At 68.3% G+C, this 17,199-nt stretch carries 22 protein-coding genes; 21 read left to right on the forward strand and 1 reads right to left on the reverse strand.

Translation table 11 applies throughout. The annotated features are described in order from the left end of the window. Positions 1-20: 20 nt before the first annotated feature. From ACFZAM_RS32020 to ACFZAM_RS32100, 17 genes are all read left to right on the forward strand, one after another. Complete coding sequence (locus tag ACFZAM_RS32020; protein WP_391051065.1) at positions 21-266, forward strand: hypothetical protein; 246 nt, start codon at positions 21-23, stop codon at positions 264-266. Between the two features lie 219 nt (positions 267-485). Then, a complete protein-coding gene (locus ACFZAM_RS32025; protein ID WP_391051067.1) occupies positions 486-926 on the forward strand; it encodes a hypothetical protein in 441 nt (146 codons plus the stop codon). Continuing rightward, the gene (locus ACFZAM_RS32030) at positions 923-1,174 is read left to right on the forward strand and encodes a hypothetical protein (RefSeq protein ID WP_391051069.1); all 252 of its coding nucleotides are present in this window, start codon (positions 923-925) and stop codon (positions 1,172-1,174) included. Before ACFZAM_RS32025 ends, ACFZAM_RS32030 begins: the two co-directional genes overlap by 4 nt. 38 nt (positions 1,175-1,212) lie before the next feature. After that, positions 1,213-1,602: a hypothetical protein gene (locus ACFZAM_RS32035; RefSeq protein WP_391051071.1), complete on the forward strand. Its 390-nt coding sequence runs from the start codon at positions 1,213-1,215 to the stop codon at positions 1,600-1,602. Beyond that, positions 1,599-2,243 carry a hypothetical protein gene (locus ACFZAM_RS32040; RefSeq protein WP_391051073.1) on the forward strand — a complete coding sequence of 215 codons (645 nt, stop codon included), beginning with the start codon at positions 1,599-1,601 and terminating at the stop codon, positions 2,241-2,243. Before ACFZAM_RS32035 ends, ACFZAM_RS32040 begins: the two co-directional genes overlap by 4 nt. 119 nt (positions 2,244-2,362) lie before the next feature. Beyond that, positions 2,363-2,773 carry a hypothetical protein gene (locus tag ACFZAM_RS32045; RefSeq protein ID WP_391051075.1) on the forward strand — a complete coding sequence of 137 codons (411 nt, stop codon included), beginning with the start codon at positions 2,363-2,365 and terminating at the stop codon, positions 2,771-2,773. Continuing rightward, complete coding sequence (locus tag ACFZAM_RS32050; RefSeq protein ID WP_391051077.1) at positions 2,766-3,206, forward strand: hypothetical protein; 441 nt, start codon at positions 2,766-2,768, stop codon at positions 3,204-3,206. The genes ACFZAM_RS32045 and ACFZAM_RS32050 overlap by 8 nt, the downstream gene beginning before the upstream one ends. Then, the gene (locus ACFZAM_RS32055; RefSeq protein WP_391051079.1) at positions 3,203-3,688 is read left to right on the forward strand and encodes a hypothetical protein; all 486 of its coding nucleotides are present in this window, start codon (positions 3,203-3,205) and stop codon (positions 3,686-3,688) included. Before ACFZAM_RS32050 ends, ACFZAM_RS32055 begins: the two co-directional genes overlap by 4 nt. Next, a complete protein-coding gene (locus ACFZAM_RS32060; RefSeq protein WP_391051081.1) occupies positions 3,688-3,918 on the forward strand; it encodes a hypothetical protein in 231 nt (76 codons plus the stop codon). The genes ACFZAM_RS32055 and ACFZAM_RS32060 overlap by 1 nt, the downstream gene beginning before the upstream one ends. Positions 3,919-4,184: 266 nt before the next feature. Beyond that, positions 4,185-4,601 carry a hypothetical protein gene (locus ACFZAM_RS32065; RefSeq protein ID WP_391051083.1) on the forward strand — a complete coding sequence of 139 codons (417 nt, stop codon included), beginning with the start codon at positions 4,185-4,187 and terminating at the stop codon, positions 4,599-4,601. Continuing rightward, the gene (locus tag ACFZAM_RS32070; protein WP_391051084.1) at positions 4,598-5,062 is read left to right on the forward strand and encodes a hypothetical protein; all 465 of its coding nucleotides are present in this window, start codon (positions 4,598-4,600) and stop codon (positions 5,060-5,062) included. Before ACFZAM_RS32065 ends, ACFZAM_RS32070 begins: the two co-directional genes overlap by 4 nt. Before the next feature lie 31 nt (positions 5,063-5,093). Next, on the forward strand, positions 5,094-5,636 hold the full coding sequence (gene dcd / locus ACFZAM_RS32075; RefSeq protein ID WP_391051086.1) for a dCTP deaminase: 543 nt from the start codon (positions 5,094-5,096) through the stop codon (positions 5,634-5,636). A gap of 33 nt (positions 5,637-5,669) precedes the next feature. Then, the gene (locus tag ACFZAM_RS32080; protein WP_391051088.1) at positions 5,670-7,406 is read left to right on the forward strand and encodes a hypothetical protein; all 1,737 of its coding nucleotides are present in this window, start codon (positions 5,670-5,672) and stop codon (positions 7,404-7,406) included. A 118-nt stretch (positions 7,407-7,524) separates the two neighbouring features. Then, positions 7,525-9,573, forward strand: a complete 2,049-nt coding sequence (locus tag ACFZAM_RS32085) for a hypothetical protein (RefSeq protein ID WP_391051089.1) — start codon at positions 7,525-7,527, stop codon at positions 9,571-9,573. A gap of 5 nt (positions 9,574-9,578) precedes the next feature. Beyond that, a complete protein-coding gene (locus ACFZAM_RS32090; protein ID WP_391051091.1) occupies positions 9,579-10,328 on the forward strand; it encodes a hypothetical protein in 750 nt (249 codons plus the stop codon). Between the two features lie 6 nt (positions 10,329-10,334). After that, positions 10,335-10,805 carry a hypothetical protein gene (locus ACFZAM_RS32095; protein WP_391051093.1) on the forward strand — a complete coding sequence of 157 codons (471 nt, stop codon included), beginning with the start codon at positions 10,335-10,337 and terminating at the stop codon, positions 10,803-10,805. Continuing rightward, positions 10,802-10,984, forward strand: a complete 183-nt coding sequence (locus ACFZAM_RS32100; protein WP_391051095.1) for a hypothetical protein — start codon at positions 10,802-10,804, stop codon at positions 10,982-10,984. The genes ACFZAM_RS32095 and ACFZAM_RS32100 overlap by 4 nt, the downstream gene beginning before the upstream one ends. Here ACFZAM_RS32100 and ACFZAM_RS32105 read toward each other — a convergent pair. Continuing rightward, positions 10,981-11,571 (reverse strand): hypothetical protein, encoded by a 591-nt coding sequence (locus ACFZAM_RS32105; RefSeq protein WP_391051097.1) that lies wholly within the window; start codon positions 11,569-11,571, stop codon positions 10,981-10,983. The two genes, ACFZAM_RS32100 and ACFZAM_RS32105, sit on opposite strands and share 4 nt — an antisense overlap. Positions 11,572-11,656: 85 nt before the next feature. Here ACFZAM_RS32105 and ACFZAM_RS32110 point away from each other — a divergent pair, with 85 nt between their 5' ends. From ACFZAM_RS32110 to ACFZAM_RS32125, 4 genes are all read left to right on the forward strand, one after another. Further along, positions 11,657-13,786, forward strand: a complete 2,130-nt coding sequence (locus ACFZAM_RS32110) for a hypothetical protein (protein ID WP_391051099.1) — start codon at positions 11,657-11,659, stop codon at positions 13,784-13,786. Between the two features lie 66 nt (positions 13,787-13,852). Next, a complete protein-coding gene (locus tag ACFZAM_RS32115; protein WP_391051101.1) occupies positions 13,853-15,163 on the forward strand; it encodes a hypothetical protein in 1,311 nt (436 codons plus the stop codon). A gap of 64 nt (positions 15,164-15,227) precedes the next feature. Next, positions 15,228-16,643, forward strand: a complete 1,416-nt coding sequence (locus tag ACFZAM_RS32120) for a hypothetical protein (protein ID WP_391051102.1) — start codon at positions 15,228-15,230, stop codon at positions 16,641-16,643. 72 nt (positions 16,644-16,715) lie between these two features. After that, the coding region (locus ACFZAM_RS32125) for a hypothetical protein (RefSeq protein ID WP_391051104.1) at positions 16,716-17,199 on the forward strand (484 nt) is incomplete at its 3' end.

Raw genomic sequence — 17,199 nt, forward strand, 5'->3', positions numbered from 1 at the left:
ACGGTGTGATAACCGTCCTGGTGGTGATCTTCAGTCTGTGGTGCGTCGGCATCACCACAGGTCACGCGATCATCCACCTTCAGCACAAGAGGAAGATCCGCCTCATCCGCAGGGACGGTGACGAGAAGATCAGGGTCGCCCGCCAGGAGTATCAGGAGGCGATGAGGGAGACCTGTTCCCGCCACCGGGAAGCGACCACGGAGGTCGACGCCAGTCGCGGAATGAAGAGGGCCGAACTGCTGGCCCGGAACAAGGGGGACCTGTGAACGCACCGCTGGAGGATTCGCCTGTGTGACTGCCGCTGCCGTGACAGCCGTGTCTGAAGACCTTGTCGTCCACCAGTCCAATCTGAAACTTTTCCCGTCACGCCCTCACCCTGAGGGGTAAGGTGCATGCCAGCAGGACGCGTTCCGGACCCGCCAACTACGGCCGCGCACCCGCTGAGACTTCACGTTCGTTCCTCGACCCGCCACGAAGGAACCGTCATGCCAGCCCTTAAACCGGCCTACCCTCTTGCTGCCGACGCCTATCTGCGTATCGGCCTGACCAGCGGAATCGCCGACCTCGTCTGCGGGGCTCAGCTCTCCGCCGTGCTCGATGACCTCCGTACGCCCGACGACGGCGTCGTACTCGGCGCGGGCGGTATGTTCACCGTCCGTGAGGCCGACGGCTGCCACGTCCAGTACGAGCCCCTGCACCGCTCCGGATGGCGCCGCGCCTGCACCGCGCGGCGCTTCCTGTTCACCCTCTACGTCGGCGCCGTCGCGAAGCCCCAGGGCATCGTCACCCACCAGCAGATGACTGAGCGTGCCATGCGGATGGGCGGATCCCTCCACGGGCTGACCGACGGATCGGCCGTGAACACCTTCCACGGTGTGATCGCGGCCCGGTGGACGCCTGCGGCGAACAAGGAGGCCGTCCGGTGACTACCGCCCCCGCGCCGTGCTTCGAGTTCCCCGCGCTGGTGTACCTGTCGACGTCTCCCGGACAGCCCGACAGGGAACTCACCGGCCAGTCCACGCAATGGATCGTCGAGGGTGCGCAGAAGTACCCCGGTGCCATGGTGGTGACCGAGCCCGGCGGTGTGTTCGTCGTGACGCTGCCCACCGGCCGGACCAACCGCTACACGCCGAAGCGGCTGCCGTCGGGCCGTCACCTGCGGGTGGTCCGGTGACCGCGTGCGCCGCTGTGCCGCAGCCCGTGCGGTACCTGATGAGTGATCCGTTCGGCGTGTGCGACGTCGTGAGCCGCGAGTACGTCCGCACGCTGGTGGACGGGCGTGCCGACGTGCGGTCCGCGCTCGATGAGGGCGCGGCGTTCGAGGTGCGCATGTTCCAGGAAGGGGTGGTGTGGAGTTTCGAGCCGGTGACGCCGTTCGGGCAGACCCTGGCGGGCCACATGTACCTGCGCCGCCGCACGGACGGCGATGAACGCCCTGCCGACCGGCTTCAGGTGGCTGCGGCCGTGGCCCGCTCGAAGTGGCAGGCCGGTGGCGAGGCGTGGGTTCTGGGCGACGGCACGATCGTGGTCATCGCCGACCGCCAGCAGACTGAACGTTTCACTCCCTATCTCGCTGTACCCGTGGAAGGTGTTTCGTCATGACCGAGCAGCTCAAGGACCGTCCGGGCGACCAGCCCCTTCCCTGCACAGGTCAGCAGGCCGTCATGGACCAGGTGATCGCGAAGGTCCGGGCGCGCGGCCTGGTGGGCATGGAGAGGTACGGGTCTGCGCTGATGACATTCAACGGGCGGAACTCGCTGCGCGACGCGATCGAGGAGGCCGTCGATCTCACGGCGTATCTCACGCAGATGGAAATGGAGGGGGTGCGCGGCCGACGTGCGGTCTTCACGCAGGTCTCCGCGTATCTGCGCCGCTACGCCTTCGGGACGCAGAAGGTGCGGGACGAGATGGACGCCGGTGGGTTCCCGGTCGTCACGGTGGAGGACGCCTCGCGGATCGCGGACCTCGTCGACCGGATGGCCGAGAAGGAAGAGGGCCCGCAGGACCCCGACGACTTCTTCGTCATGGGATGCACCTACGTTCACCCGGCCGAAGGTGTCTTCCTGGTGAAGTACGTCGGCCGCCCCCCGGCGGGCTTCGAGTACCCCTCGGAGGTCCTCGGGGTGGCGTTCGGCTGGCGCCGTGACGCCTGTGAGAGCGCCGTCGGCGCAACGCACGGCTGGCTCCCGCCGAACGGGGAGTACACCACGTCCGACTTCGCTGGATGGGAGCTGCAACGGTGATCGCCACGACTACGATCATCAGCGGGGAGACGGTCGGAGTGTGTCCGGAAGGAGGTCACCTCGCGCCGGTCGGACACATCATCGTGGCCGAGTCCGGGCGGATGAGGACTCACCCGACCATGCCGATGCTCAGAGACGTCTGCTCCGGCACGGACCGGCTGTCCCGGCACCTGGGGGATCTGCCCGGCTACCTGATCAAGGAGAACGCGCCCGGCAGCGGATTCGTGATCTGGGATCCGCACCGCGCGCTGCCCGCCGGGTACTTCACCAACAAGCAGGACACCCTGGACTTCGGGTACTCCATGCGGCAGATCGACACCGCGAACCTCACCGGGAACAGTGTCCGCAGCGGAGGACGGGCCGTCGGAGGGCGGTGGAAGCAGCCGTACCTGCAAGTCGCGGACCTGGGCCGCCTGCCGCGCCGCGACCTTGTGCCGTTCACGAAACTGCTCATCGAGCGGAACTTCGACGCGGCGAACAAGCTGCTGCTGCCCAGCATTCCGACGAGGAAGGACGCAGCGCGTGGTTGACGGCTGGCTCCCGAAGAAGAACAACTGGCTCCTCCTGCACGACGGCGACAAGGTGCTCGGATCGGTGACGTTCATGGGGACCGACGACCGTGGCCTCAACCGGTACCGGCCTGTCAGCGCCGAGGGCACCCTCCTGCTCGACGGCGCCCCTCAGCCAGGGCTGAGAGCAGTGCAGAAGATCGTCGAACAGCATGCGGGCGTGGACAACGCCATCCCGGATCTGCGGACCGTCGGCGTCGTGAACACCTTCAAGATCCGCTGCGCGGGCGGCTGCGGCCTGTACCTCAACGGCGCCCAGGAGTGGCTCGATGTTCGGGAGGCGTTGCGGGCGGCCCGCAGTGCGGGATGGCTGCAGGCGCGCCCGGATGCGCCCCGCAATGGCAGGTACACCGTCTGTCCGCTGTGCAGGAAACTGAGCCAGGAGACGCTGTGACACACCACCAGAACCGTACGGCCACGGCCCTGCTGCTCCTCAATGAGGCGTGGCGCAGCCAGGACAGCCTCCTGGAAGGGGCTTCTCCGGCACAGGTCGCCGAGTTCCGTGACCTGTGTGTGCTGATGGCCGTGAAAGCGGGGGGCCGTGTCGGTGACGCCGGGTTCAACTCGGGCTGGCCGGAGTACCTGATGCAGCGTGAGGTCTACAGAGGTCCCGCCGGACAGGTGCACATCGTCGCCGACCTGCACCTGTCCGAGCGCGTCGACGCGGCGGCGTTCCTGCGGTCTCACGCGGACTGGATCGCCACGCAGGTCCAGCTCGCCTCGCTCCTGACGGACCTTGCGCCGGAGATCGTCTGTGACGGCCTCCTCATGCGGGACGCAGACGCGTGGCTGCAGGTGACCCCGTTGTACGAAGCCCTGATGGACATATCACCGGCGGCCGAGAAGGTCTCGGCCGCCACGGAAGGAAACCGCTGATGAAGGACCGATACCGGGTGCTGGGCGCCGCGCTGATCACCGTGGCGGTGCTCGGGGCGGCGGGGTGCTCGAAGAAGCACCCGGCGCCGTCGCAGTCGACACCGCCGACGACGGTGAGCGTGCCGCCGACCCGGCCGCCGACGACCCCGCCGCCGAGTACGCCGCCGAGTACGCCGACGTTCACGACGACCCCTGTGCCTACCGACTCCGAGGATCCGTCCTCGACCTGAGCCAACCGACACGCCGATGCCGCCCTGCCTCCCCCTTCAGGGCGGCATCGGCGTGTCGGGGCAGCCGGGACTTGCCGTGCCGCAGGGCCGTGAAGTGTAGAGTGGCGGCACAGATACCCGCCAAATCTGTTGTGTTTCACTGTTCGTCACCGCCATGGATCTCCACCCGCCAGGAGACAGGTATGCCGAAAATCCCGACACACGATGTGCGCCTCGCTCTGAAATTGACCACGGCCAATGCGAATTGCCTGGTCGTACTGACCGCGATGGCCGACCTTTCCCAGCGTCGCCGTCAGCGTCATCAGTGGCACCACCCCGCTCTCGCCGAACTCCTGGGAATCGACCCGGTGCTGCTGCGTCTGGTCCAGATGTATCTGGAGTACCGGTGCACCGCGCGGGACCCGCGCCAGACCGTCCGCCTCACGCAGGACGGGCGCCGCGCCCGCCTGTACGACACGGGGTCGGCCGCCCCCCGCGATCTGATCGCGCTGCCGTCCGGCGACGAGAAGGAGCGCCTCACGACGCTCCTCGGGCTCGCCGTCGACCGGCAGATCACCGTCGAGCACGGCATCGCCCAGCAGGCCGAGATGATCATCGGCCACAACTGCGGGCGCAAGTGGGAGACCATCGCCGATCTCCTCGCTGACCACCGCACCGCCACCGCCAAGGAGACCGCCGCATGAGCATGAGTACGCCCCTGGACAGCCCGACCACCAGCAGAACCATGTCCGTTTCGGTGACCTACAGCGCCTACAACGGACTGCCGGTGGAGAAGGTCTTCGAAGGACTGACTATGGATGACATCATCCACGTGTTCACCTCCCTTCAGACGCGGCAGCGCGTCAACGGAGGGCAGGGACGCCTGAGTACCACCAGCGTCCTGAACGACATGCGCATCGCACACTACGAGACCAACGAACAGATCGTCCGTGAAGCCGTCGAGAGCAACCTCGGCGTGTTCAAGCGGTTTTTCCCCGCCGCGACGGGCCGCATCGTGGACACCATCATGGAGCGTGTCGGCAGCATCCGCCCCGACTGGGCCATCGAACTCCACGACACCATGCTGCGGCTGCACCGTCTCGGCAACCGGCTCCGGGACCTCCAGGCTGCCCCCGCGCCGGAGAAAGCCGTCACGCAGGCGTAACCGCTGCGCCCACCACCCGCAGAGGAGCGCCATGCTCAACGACCGCCAGATCGCCGACCGGCTCGCCGACGGCAGCCTGATCATCAAACCGTTCCATCCGGACCGCATACAGCCCGCGAGCGTCGACCTGACGCTGCATCACCTGGTGCGGGTGCCCCGGTCCGACATCGAATGGATCGACGTCGCCGCCGTGCCGCCCAATCACACGGACGTGGAGATCATCGAGGGCATGGGCTGGGAGATGGAGCCCTTCACCTTCATCCTCGCCTCAACGCGCGAACGGATCGCGCTGCCCGCCGACCTGGTCGGACGCGTGGAAGGGAAATCGTCGCTCGGAAGGCTAGGGCTGGCCGTTCATATCACAGCCGGGTTCATAGACCCTGGTTTCCACGGCCAGATCACCCTGGAGATCGCGAATCTCTCCCCCTGGACGCTGGTGCTACACCGCGAAATGCCCGTCGCGCAACTCGCGCTGATTCCGATGTCCGAGCCGTCGGTGAAACCGTACGGTGAAGCGGGCAACCACTACCAGGGGCAGGGCGGGGGGCCGGTCGAGTCCCGTTACCGCCTGTGACTGCCTCCGTTCCCACCACGCCACGAGGCCACCATGACCCAGACCACAGTTGACCTCGCCCCCGTTCCGCGCCATCTGCCGGACACGCACTGGTACGCCGAAGGGGCAATCACCTCGATCAGCCAGTTCGAGACCATCTGCGAGCACGCCTCGTCGATGGTCGCCAACGGGACATTCCGCACAGCAACTCCCGTCCGTGACATCGAAAGCGGCGACTGGTGGCTGGACCTCACCTGGATGACCCACGACGAAGCGCTCGTCGAGGCGCGGCTGACCCTGTGTGAGGACCGGTACAGCCAGATCAGCCAGATCAAACTCTTCGATGTGCCGGGCGTCGCATGGACAATCCTGGCCCGCGCCGACCGCCCCTGGCGGGACACCTGGCCGTCGCCCGCGCACCTGATCCTGCCCAAGGCCGTACGGCCGTTGAAGGACCTGGTGTTCCGTACGTTCGATCCGCTGGGCGTGAACCCCATCTCCGCGCGGGAGACGACCTCGGAGCAGTGGGCGGCGCTGATCAGCGCCTTCCGGGACGAACCATGGGCGACCATGCTCTTGGTCAGCGGTTCCGCTCACACCGTAGTCGGCGCTCCCGGTGATCCGGGGCACCGCTGTCCGCCGCTGGCCCGGATACTGCCGATGGCCACCCAGGGCCGGGTTTTCCAGTTCACGTTCACCGACGCGGCGCTCCCTTCGGTCAATGAGGCGCTGAGGGCATTGCGGCTTCCCGTGATGCAGTGGCACAGCGTGCTGGTGCTCTCCACTGCGGCTCTCCCCGGATCGCGGAGCAGCGAGATCTCCGAGACGAAGATCTTGACGTCTTTCGACGCGATCAGGGACGGGGTCATGAAGCGGTGGCGCCAGTCCGTACCGACGACGCCGCTGATGAAGGTGCGGCTGGCGTCACTCCGTCAGAGACCTGTCGCCCGCGATGAGTCTCAGGCTGTCGTCCCGGCGCCGTCGCGACCGGCTGACGAGCCGCCAGTGCAATCCCCGGAGCCCGTTGGGGCGGACGAGGAGCTGCGTCGCCTCCTGGAGGAGGCGACCGCCGCACGGCTGAAGGCAGAAGACGAGGCGAAACGGCTGAGGCATGAAGCCGACCAGGACCGGCTGCGGTACGCGCTGGCCCGCGCGGTCCAGGACCGGGACGACGCGCAGCGCAGACTGGAGGAGGCGGACGCGCTCCTGGAGGAGCAGGCCCGTCGTATCACGTGGCTGCAGCAGCAGCGCGCCGCGACCGGGCTGCCGTTCACGGAACACGTTCCGGCTCCTTCGGGGCCGTCCTCCTGGGGCGACCTGGTGAGCCGGGCCGCCGGGCTGGAGTTCGTCGTCCTCAGCCCCGGCATCATGGAGCCCCTGAAAGCCCTCAGCAACGCCAAGCGCACGGCTGTGTGGATTCAGCGGTCCTGGGACGCGCTGATGCTGTTCGAGGCGTACGGGAGGGCCCGCCGCGATCACGGCGAGGAGGTCATGAACCTCCATGCGTACCTGCAGTGGCCGCACGCCACGGCGGTCATCAGCAAAAATCAGATCGCGCTGAGTGAGTCCGAGGAAGTCGTCGCGAACCAGAAGTACTTCACCGCGCGGGTCTTCCCCGTGCCGGTCGAGATCAACGCGGACGGGAAGGCGTACATGGGAGCCCACATCCGCATCGGGGGAGGCGGGCGTCCGGCGCCGCGCCTGCACTTCCTGGACCTCACCGGGCCGCACGGCACGGGGAGGATCTACGTGGGCTACATCGGGCCCCACCTCCCCACCAGAGCTTCGTGACATCAACGCACGTTGACATTCCCGGACCCGATTTCAACGTTCGGCTCTGAACGTTGAGATCGGGTTCTGTGCTGTCTGTGCCGCTGGCCGGTCGTCCAAGGGGCGGAGGGAGGCAGCCGTGCACGACGGACACCAGGACCGCCAGGACGCAGTCGACGATGTCGACTGGCGGGACCGCCATGCCTTGGCGGAGCCGATGCGGGGCCAGGGCTCAGGCCCGCGCCGCCAGCCTTCCACCGATGACAAGCGGATTCGCCGCCGGATGCGCCGTGGCGGCGCCGTGGCGCAGGAGGAGAACGCGATGCCCCAGACCCGAGAAGAACTGCTGAAGGCGATCAGTGCGGCCCCCACGCTCCACGAGCAGGCCCGGCTCATCGGGCACCTCGACACCCTCGACCAGGGGGAGCGCCGTCAGGCGGCGCTGGACGCCGAGGTCGATCTGTCCCGAGCCCGTATCGCGGAGGCCATGACGCCCGTGGCGTCCAGGACGTCGCGGGCGACCACGGCCAGCGACTGGATCGTCGACCTTCCCGAGGCCGAGCCGATCGACCACAACGGGCTCGTCGCGCAGGCCGCGCTGTGGTTCGGGAGCGTGCACCCGATGGTTCTCGCCGACGCCGGGGAATTCGAGGAGCAGGTGCGCGGCGCGGCGCGGCAGGCCACATCCAGTGCGGACGGTGTGGCGGTGTTCACGAACTACGCGCACTTCCTGCGGGAGCGGACGGCGGCGTCGGGGCTGGACCAGATCCAGCAGACCACAGCGCCGGACGGTGTCACGCAGCGGCCGACGCCGCTGGACCCTACGGTGTTCGACAACTTCGCGCCGCCCGTCGCGGACATCAACACAGGTGTCGTGGGCACTGAGACCTCCGACCGGGCCCCCGCGATCCAGCAGGCTGTCAACGGTGGAGGCAACAGCACTCCGGAGGTTCCTGGCGGCCATCAGGAGAGCGGCCAGATGACCGGCCCCGGCCCGGAGCCGTCCCTGGGCGGAGGGGGCAGCAGTGCGCCCGAGGAGCCCGGCGGGCACCAGGACGCCGGGGCGGAGCCCGCGCAGGGCGACCCGACGCGCCGTCAGGCCGCTTCCGGGCTCCCGATGATCCAGCAGACCACCGATCCTCATGACGCCCCGGCGGCGACGCTGCTGCCCACCGACGTCGCCTATCCCTGGACGATGGGGGGTTCCGAGGACGGTATCGGCGGTGAGGCGCACTACGACACCGGCGGTGAAGTTCCCTCCCAGCACCAGTCGACGGTCGCGCACCGCCGTACCGCCGACCAGTGGACGCAGCCGTCGCCGGTCATCCACCCGCAGATCGCGAACTCCCCGGCCACGACGCCGCCGCGTACCCCGGCCGACGCCGGATCGGGTGCAGCGGACGCCCGCGATCCGCAGGCCGCACCGTCGTTCGGTGACGCGCACGCCGCCGGGGGGTACACCGACTCCTACACCGGCGCCGCCCCGGCGGCGCACGCGCAGGACGTTCCCGTCAGCATCGGCGGCGACAACGGGCAGTCCCAGCAGCACCCGGCGTACGCGTCGAGGAAGATCGCCACCCGTGACGAGATGCGGCACCCCGATTTCCAGCGCGGTTACAAGTACGCCGCGAAGTGGCGGCCGGGTGTGCCGCTGGTGAGGACGGGCACACCGGAGCTGGAAGCGGGTATCTACGCCGGGTTCACCGACCGTTCCGGGCACCGGGCCGACTGGCTGTCCGCACATGCGTCTCTCGCCCAGGGGGCGCCTGAGCTGGGGCACCGAATCCTGGCGCACCGTCAGCTCACCCACCAGGTCGCCGCCGCGCAGGGGCTGCCGACCGACGGCACATACCTCCAGGCCGAAGCCGCCACCGGCGTCGATCTCGATGCGGTCGCGCCCGGCACGTCGCCGTCGCCCAACGGCGACACCCCGATCAACGGGCCCGGCCGCCCAGGGCCTCTCGCGGGCGGCATGGACGCCAGTGCGCCCGGCGGCCCGTCCCCGTACAACGGGGCCGAGCCGGTGGGCAGCCCCGTCGTACCGCAGACGCCCACCGCGCCGTCCGGTACCCCGCAGACCGTTCCGGACTCCGGTATGACCGCCGCGATCCCCGGCAGCATCAACTCGGCGACGGCTGCGTTCCGGCGCCGGGTTCAGGCCGGTCTCCTCAACGACAAGAAGGGCTGACCCGCATGGACGACTTCTCGGCGGATCTGATGTGGGACGGCGCGGGCCGTGACCTCGATGCCGAACGCCTCCTGATTGCCCGTACCGCCTCCCTCGCCGACGTCGAGGCCACCGTGTGGCCGCTGGTCGCCGCCGCCCGTGAAGAGCGCGACCTGAACCACTGCCTGGCACTGGCCTCCTCTGCTCTGCAGGCCATCGCCGACCGGCGTCAGTACCCCGTCGCCGACCTGTGGACCGATCTGGTCGGCCGGTGGCGGATCCTGGCTGAGGCCCGCGCCGCGAGTGAGGACCCCTCGCGGGAGGAAGTCATGGACGTGGCCGCTGCCCGGCAGGTCATCGCCGCGCAGGAACATGCGATGGACACCACGGTGTCCGCGCTTGCGGTGCAGGCCGCCCGTGACAACCCGCACGTGCCGATGGGCGAGTGCCTGCGTCTGGCCGCCGAGGCCGTGGAGAAGGTCGCTGACGCGCATCCCCTGGCGTGGGAGTCGTGGGGTCACGTCGCTGACGGGCCGTTCACGGACCGTCTGAAGAACTGGCAGCCCCCCGGCCTGCCCAAGTCCCCTGGCACCGGTGTCCAGGGGCCAAAGTCCCCGGCGGGGCCGGTCTCCGACGAACCGGACCCCACCCCTTCCGGTACCGGCGGAGGGTCCCCGGCTGCCGCCCCGGCCGCCGCTGAGAACCCCCTGAAGGCGGAGAACCCCCTGAAGGCCACTGACCTCGCCCTCGCCGCGTCCCTCACCGACCAGGAGTGATCCCCGATGCGTACGGTGATTGCGCACGAGTCCGGGGACGGCATCAGTATCGCCCACTGCCCGTTCTGCGGCAGCGGGCAAGTTGTCGGACGCTCCGACGGCAACGCGGAGTGCCAGTTCTGCAACCAGGCGTTCCTGGTGCGCGTCCAGCCGATGTACAGCGCCTTCCCGCAGTCTGTTGACGGCATGCCCGTGCAGATTCCGGGCATGCCGCCTCCGGCCCCGGCCGGGATGGATCCCGGCATGGGCGCACCCGGTGAGGACGGTGCGGTGCCGCCCGGAGACGACGGGGGCAATCCTTTCGCCGGAGGCGGCGACGAGGAGGAGGCGCCCGACGGCGACAAGGACGACGACAGCGGCGATTCCGGCAAGCCGCCGCCGTTCGCGAAGAAGACGTACCGCACGGGCGCCGGACGGTTCCTCACCCGCGCCGCGTACGTCGACTACCTCGCCTCCACTCTGCGAGGTGCCCCGTGAGGCTCCGCGTAATGGTCGAGCTGAGCGCCACGGGCGAGCGGTACGCCGTCGGCGACATCCTGGTGCTGCCGCCGGAGCGTGACTGGTTCGGGCTGGAACTGGTGCGGTACGGCATCGCCGAGGTGTTCCCCGCGTCTGAGGTGCCGCCGGTCAAAGCCCGGCGTCGCAGGGCTTCCTAGTCGTGGATCCGGTAGCTGGCTGTCCATCGCTCGATGGCGGTATTTCCCCTCAGCCACTGGTCGGTGATCAGGTCCCAGCCGCCAGCTTTTTCCGCGACCTGCCAGAGGGAGAACGGCAGCCCTTCGGCGAGTTCCACCTGCGTCGGCCCCTGGGTCCACTCCTTCAGCAGGGTCTTCACCGTGAGGAGCGCCGCGTCGTCCACTCGTGACGGAGCGATGTCCTCGCCGAGCCACACGATGTGGCTGCGCAGCAGGTTCGCCTCCCATGAGCCGGGGCGCCCTGCGGTGAGGGCGCGGACCGACCCGTGGAGTCTCGCGAGTTCCTCCCCGGTGTGGTGGAGCGCGACGAGGAACGTGGCCATGGCCTTCTTCCCGGCGTGGGTGAGAGCGGCGTTGAACTGCGCGCTGTCCTCGGGATCCGCGTTAACGACCGGCCGGAGCGGGCCGCGTTCGTCGTCGAGCTGGTCGTACGTCAGCTCGCCCAGGTTCGTGAGCGGATACGTGGTGTACGTGCCGTCGGGGCCGTTGCGCAGCCAGCCCTCTCCGTGCTTGTCAGCTACGCGGTACGGGCGCTCTTCCTCAGTCATATTCCCATCCTTCCAGTGTCCCTTCGCTGTCGTGACCGTGTCGGCGAAGCCCAAGGGGTGAACCACCACAGGGAGAGGGACACCCATGGCGAGCAGGAACCGGACGCGGGCCCGGACATCGGTGACGGCCGCGCCTGCGGAGCGGGCGGACAGCCAGGAGGCCGCGCTGCGGCGGATGAGCCGTATCTTCCGGCGGGCGTCGCACGGTGACGACGGTCCGTCGAGTGAAGCGGCGGAGATGCGGGCGAACCGGCGGTTCCGCAAGCGGGGTGCCGGTCCTGACGGAGGCGGCCCCACGCTGGGTTTCGCGTCCGGGCGGCCTCGTGATCCGCTGTGGTACTGGCAGCAGAACAATCTCCCCTTCGAGTTCGACGACCCGGCTCAGATGGAGAAGCTGCGGCTGTACTGCCGTCTGGTCTACGCCGCGCACCCGATCGTCGGGTCGTGCGTGGACATCTACAGCAAGTACCCCGTGCTGGGCAGCAAGCTGTCCTGCAAGGACGAGCGGCTCACCGATTTCTACACCGAGCTGTTCTTCAATGAAGAGAGCGGCCTGAACTACGACAAGTTCCTTGTCGATATGGGCCGTGAGTACTGGACCGTCGGTGAGGCGTGGCCGCTGGGCACTTTCTCCGAACCGCTCGGGGTGTGGACGAACGAGGAACTCATCAACCCCGACTCCGTTGATGTCAGGCAGTCGCCGTTCCACACCGACCCCCGGTTCCTGATCCGGCTGCCGAAGGCCATGCGGGAATTGATCCGCACCCGCCAGCCTCAGTGGGAGTACGAGAAACTGATCCGGGCCTACCCGGAACTGCTGTACTACGCCGATGACAACATGCGGATGCCGGTCTCCAACATTTTGCTTCGGCAGCTAAAATTTGAGGCCGATACCTTCAACGACCGGGGCGTTCCGCTGCTGTACCGGGCAATGCGGCCCCTGATGCAGGAGGAGCAGCTCAACGCGGCTGTCGATGCCATCGCTGACCGTCTCTACACTCCGCTGCTCCTCGCGAAGCTCGGCGCGAGCGCCACCGACCTGGGCACGCCAGTGCCCTGGATTCCCACCATGGACGACCTCGCGGACTTCGAGGAGGCCGTCGACTCCGCGCTCGCGGCGGATTTCCGCATCATCATGACGCACTTCGGCGTCGACATGGAGGCGGTCCTCGGCAAGGAGGACATGCCGGACTTCGCGCCGGAGTTCGACCGTCTCGAAGGCCGGATCTTGCAGACGTTCGGCCTGTCCAAGACGATGCTCGCCGGGGCCAGCTCCGGTGAGACGTACGCGGCCGATGCGCTGAACAGAGACCTGGTCACGCAGATGCTGACGAGCTACCAGCAGATGCTCAAGCGCCACTACCGCAAGCGGGCCCTGGTGGTCGCGGAGGCCCAGGAGCATTTCGACTACGACGAGCGCAGCGGCAAGCGGTTCGTCAAGATGGAGGAGATCTTCGAGGTCGACGAGGAGACCGGCGAGGAACGCATCGTTGAGCAGCCGAAGTTGCTCATCCCCAACCTCGAATTCAAGACGATGAATTTGCAGGATGAGGCCGCGCAGACCGAGTTCTTCGAGGCGCTGCGCGAAGCCGGAGTGCCGGTCTCGATGCGGACGCGCCTGCACAACGTGCCCATCGAACTTGACGACGAGGTCGAGAAGTCCCGCGACGAGGCGGTGCAGCTCGCGGTCGCCGAGCAGGAGACTCGGCGGGCCATCTACCTGGAGCTGCGGAACCGGGGGCTGCCCATCCCTGCGGATCTGCGCGCTGATTTCGAACCGCGCGCGCTTCCGGAGGGGCAGGATCCCGCAATGGACATGCTGCGGACGCCGGAGCTGGGCCTGGATCCGACGGGGGCTCAGCCGACGCTGTCGCCGACAATGCAGGATCTCGCGGTGCCGCCCGCCGGTGGTGTGCCGCAGCCCGGTGTTCCGGCCGACCCGGTCGACGCCGGGCAGGGTGCTGGTGATGCCGACCCGGTCGGCGCCCGGCCCCAGGAGAGCGACGAGCAGCGCGGCGGAATGCCCAAGCCCGCTGCGCTCGCGGCGGGGACGCGCCGCATGCGGACGCTGGCCAGGCTCCACGCGCCGGAGCCGCTGGAGCACCCCGAGGGGTCCACGCCCGACCAGTGGGAGCCGCCGCAGCCGTACGGGGACCCGGTGCATGTCGGGATGCGTCGTTACCACCCGGAATCCAAGGTGATCGTCCTGGAGTAACGGGGCCCTGTCGGCGACCGGTCCAGTCCCTCTCAAGGGGTGAGCAGAACCCTTGGAGGGACTGGCATGAGCTTCACACTGGTGCCGGTGACCGGCACGTACACCGGCACCGGAGGCCCGCGAACCGGCCAGGTCCGCCTGGAGCTGGTGGCACCGATGGTCAACAACGGCGAGGTCAAGGACTGCCGCCCTTACGTGGGGCAGCTCGATGTCAGCGGCACCTTCGGGCAGACCGTCCCGGCCACCGATGACCTCGGTACGCTGCCCGCCGCAGGATCGGCCTACCGCGTGACCGAGGAGATCGTCGGACTGCCGACGGCCGTGTATTACATCGTCGTGCCACATGACGCCGTCGGTATCAATCTGGGCACTGTGCAGCGTCTGACGGGTGTTCCGAAGGCCGCCTTGATGCTGCAGTCCCTGAACCAGCGGGGGCTGCCCGGCGGGTATCCGTCGCTCGGCAGTGACGGCCGAGTCCCGAAGGAGCAACTGCCTGACTCGATCGGTTTCACCATCGGTACCGGTCCGGGGCAGGTCGCGGCGGGCAACGACGGCCGGATCGTCGGCGCCGCCCAGAAGGCCGCGAACCTGTCCGACCTCCAGTCGGCGTCCCAGGCCCGCACCAATCTCGGTCTCGGAACGTCCGCCGTGCGTGATGTCGGCACATCTTCCGGGCAGGTCGCGGCGGGCAACGACACGCGGATCGTCGGCGCAGTCCAGGCCAGCGCCGTCGGCTTGGCGGCCGATATCACCCGTGTCGGGCTGGCCAGCTCCGCCGGGGCCACCGGCCGCTGGGCAGACGCGGGGCACACGCACGACATCAGCATGTGGACCGAGGCTGACAACGGACTTCTCGCCTGGACGTACGACCCCACGATCGCGGGAGACGCCACCGCGCAGGCTGCGGGCAGCGTGGCGGGCAGAGTGACTTTGTCCAAGGTCGTTCTGCGCCGTCAGATCACCTGGTCACGGATCTGGTTCGGACTATCCGGGCTTGACGCGACAGCGACCTTGTCGAACTGCTACTTCGGCGTCTACGACTCCAACGGCACACTGAAGGCCACCAGTGCTGACATCTCGTCTCTCCTGATGTCCAACCCGGTCGCGAAGCCCATCTCGATGACCGCGCCGTTCGTCGCGCCTCCTGGCGAGTACTTCATCGCGTGCCTCCTCAACGGCACCTGGGTCACGAACACGCTGGCGTTCAAGTGCTCCCACGGCGGGATCAGCGTGAACGCGAACCTCGCGCCGCCGCACCTGCGCTACTCCCACGTCCTGACGGGGCAGACGTCTCTGCCGTCCTCGATCGCCCTGTCGGGCCAGAACGTTTCGCAGATCGGCTCCGGCTGGGCTTCTCAGTGGTACGGGATCGACTGACTTCCGCTGTCGCGGGCCTCGCGTGTCGGGCCAAGAGGTGAGCACTACACGCGAGGAGCAGGCGATGACGTTCACTCCGGTGCGGATCACCCGCACGTACACCAGCGGCGGCAGGCCGAGCACTGGGTGGGTGCAGTTCCGTCTGATCTCCCCGATGATCAACAACGGGCAGATCGCGGACTGTCAGCCCCAGCGCGTGGACCTCGATGACACAGGTTCGGTGTCCATCGGCGTCTATGCCACCAACGATCCCGGCACACTGCCGGTCGACGGGACCGCGTACGAGATCACCGAGGTCATCAACGGTCTCCAGCCGCTGGTGTCCTACATCGTGGTGCCCTACACCGCCGACAGCATCGACCTGGAGATCACTGAGCGGCTCACCGGCCTCCCGGCCGCAACGACACTGCTGCAGCCTCTCAATCAGCGCGGGCTGCCCGGCGGTTACGCCTCCCTCGACCCAAACGGGGCCGTGCCTCCCGAGCAGCTCCCCATCGGCCTGGGTAACTCCTCTCTCCAGCTCGACGTCAACGGCGTCGGCATCCAGGTCCTCGGAGAGAACCTGCTCCTGGCCATCGACGGGCTCGGCGTTCAGCTCCTCAAGGGCGGCGAAGCCGTGCGGATCTCCGGCGCGGCGACTGACATCGCACCACTCGCCTCGATCCGCGCTGCCGGAGGCGTCGGCAAGGCGGCTGACGCCGGACACGTCCACCCGCTGCCGACCGTCACCCAGCTCCAGGCGGCCGACGGCGACCTCGACATGGGCGCGCACAAGATCCTCCGCCTGAAAAACGGTACGGCGGCCGACGACGCCGCCGCGTTCGGGCAGATCCCCATACCCGGAAACGCCGGAGACCTCCAGCCCGGCGGCGCCACGGCCGCCGGATCCACCGGCCGCTGGGCGGACGCGGGGCACGTCCACCCCGCGAACTCCTGGAGCCCCAGCGACAACAACCTCCTGACCGCCACCTGCGATCCAGCCATAGCCGGAGGGTCCGTCAGTTTCACCTCCGCCGCCCACGCGGGCAGGATCATCCTCACGAAGCTGACGCTGCGCCGCACCATCACCTGGGGCAGCATCTGGATCAGCACCACGGCCGTCGCCGCCGCCGGGACCGTCAACAGCTCCTACCTCGGTGTCTACGACTCCTCCGGGGTGCTCCGGGCGGTGTCCGCAGACATGTCGGCCCAGTGGATGAACACCACCGTCGGCCCCCACCGAGTCCCGCTCGCCTCGGCGTTCACCGCCGACCCCGACGACTACTACATCGCGATGGTCGCCAACGGCACCTGGACGACCTTCACACTCCGGGGCACCGGCACCGGCTCGTCGACGAACACCAACCTGTCGGCGCCGCGTCTGCGGTACTCCAACATGCTCACCGGTCAGTCGTCGTTGCCGTTGACCCTCGACCTCACCGCGCAGGCCGTCAACCTGATCACCGGCGGCGTCGGTTCCCAGTGGTACGGCGTGACCTGATCCCTGTCCCGACCCCTGTGCGGCACCACAGGGGATGAGAAGTAACGCCGGAGACGAAGCGAGGAGCGCAGGATGACCACCCCTGTATCTGACTGGCGCCGTCTGGTCGACCGCGTCATGGCCGTCCCGGAGCGGATCTACGAGCACTGGAACAGCCGCGACGGCTGGGACAACTACACCGACTTCGGGAAGCAGTTCGGCGAGGACGGCGTCTCGTGGTGCGTGATCTTCGACTGGGACATGTACGCCGACGTGAACCTGAAGGCGATCGTGCCGAAGGTCGACAACGTCGGCGTCTTCACCAACTGGGCGAAGACGCACGGCCAGTGGTCGGAGTACCCCAGCGTCGGCGCCTGGGTGAACTTCGGCAGCGGTGCGCACACGGAGATCGTCGTCGGGTTCGACGAGGTCTACGTGTACACCAAGGGCGGCAACTCGGTGCAGGCCGGGGCCACCGACGCGGGCCAGGGCAACGGCGTGTGGTCGCACCGTGAACTGCGTCACGCCCAGCGCGTCACCGGCTACTTCGCGCCGCGCTTCCCCGACGGGATCTGCC

The sequence above is a fragment of the Streptomyces sp. NPDC008079 genome (genome assembly GCF_042957385.1).
Lineage (GTDB): Bacteria > Actinomycetota > Actinomycetes > Streptomycetales > Streptomycetaceae > Actinacidiphila.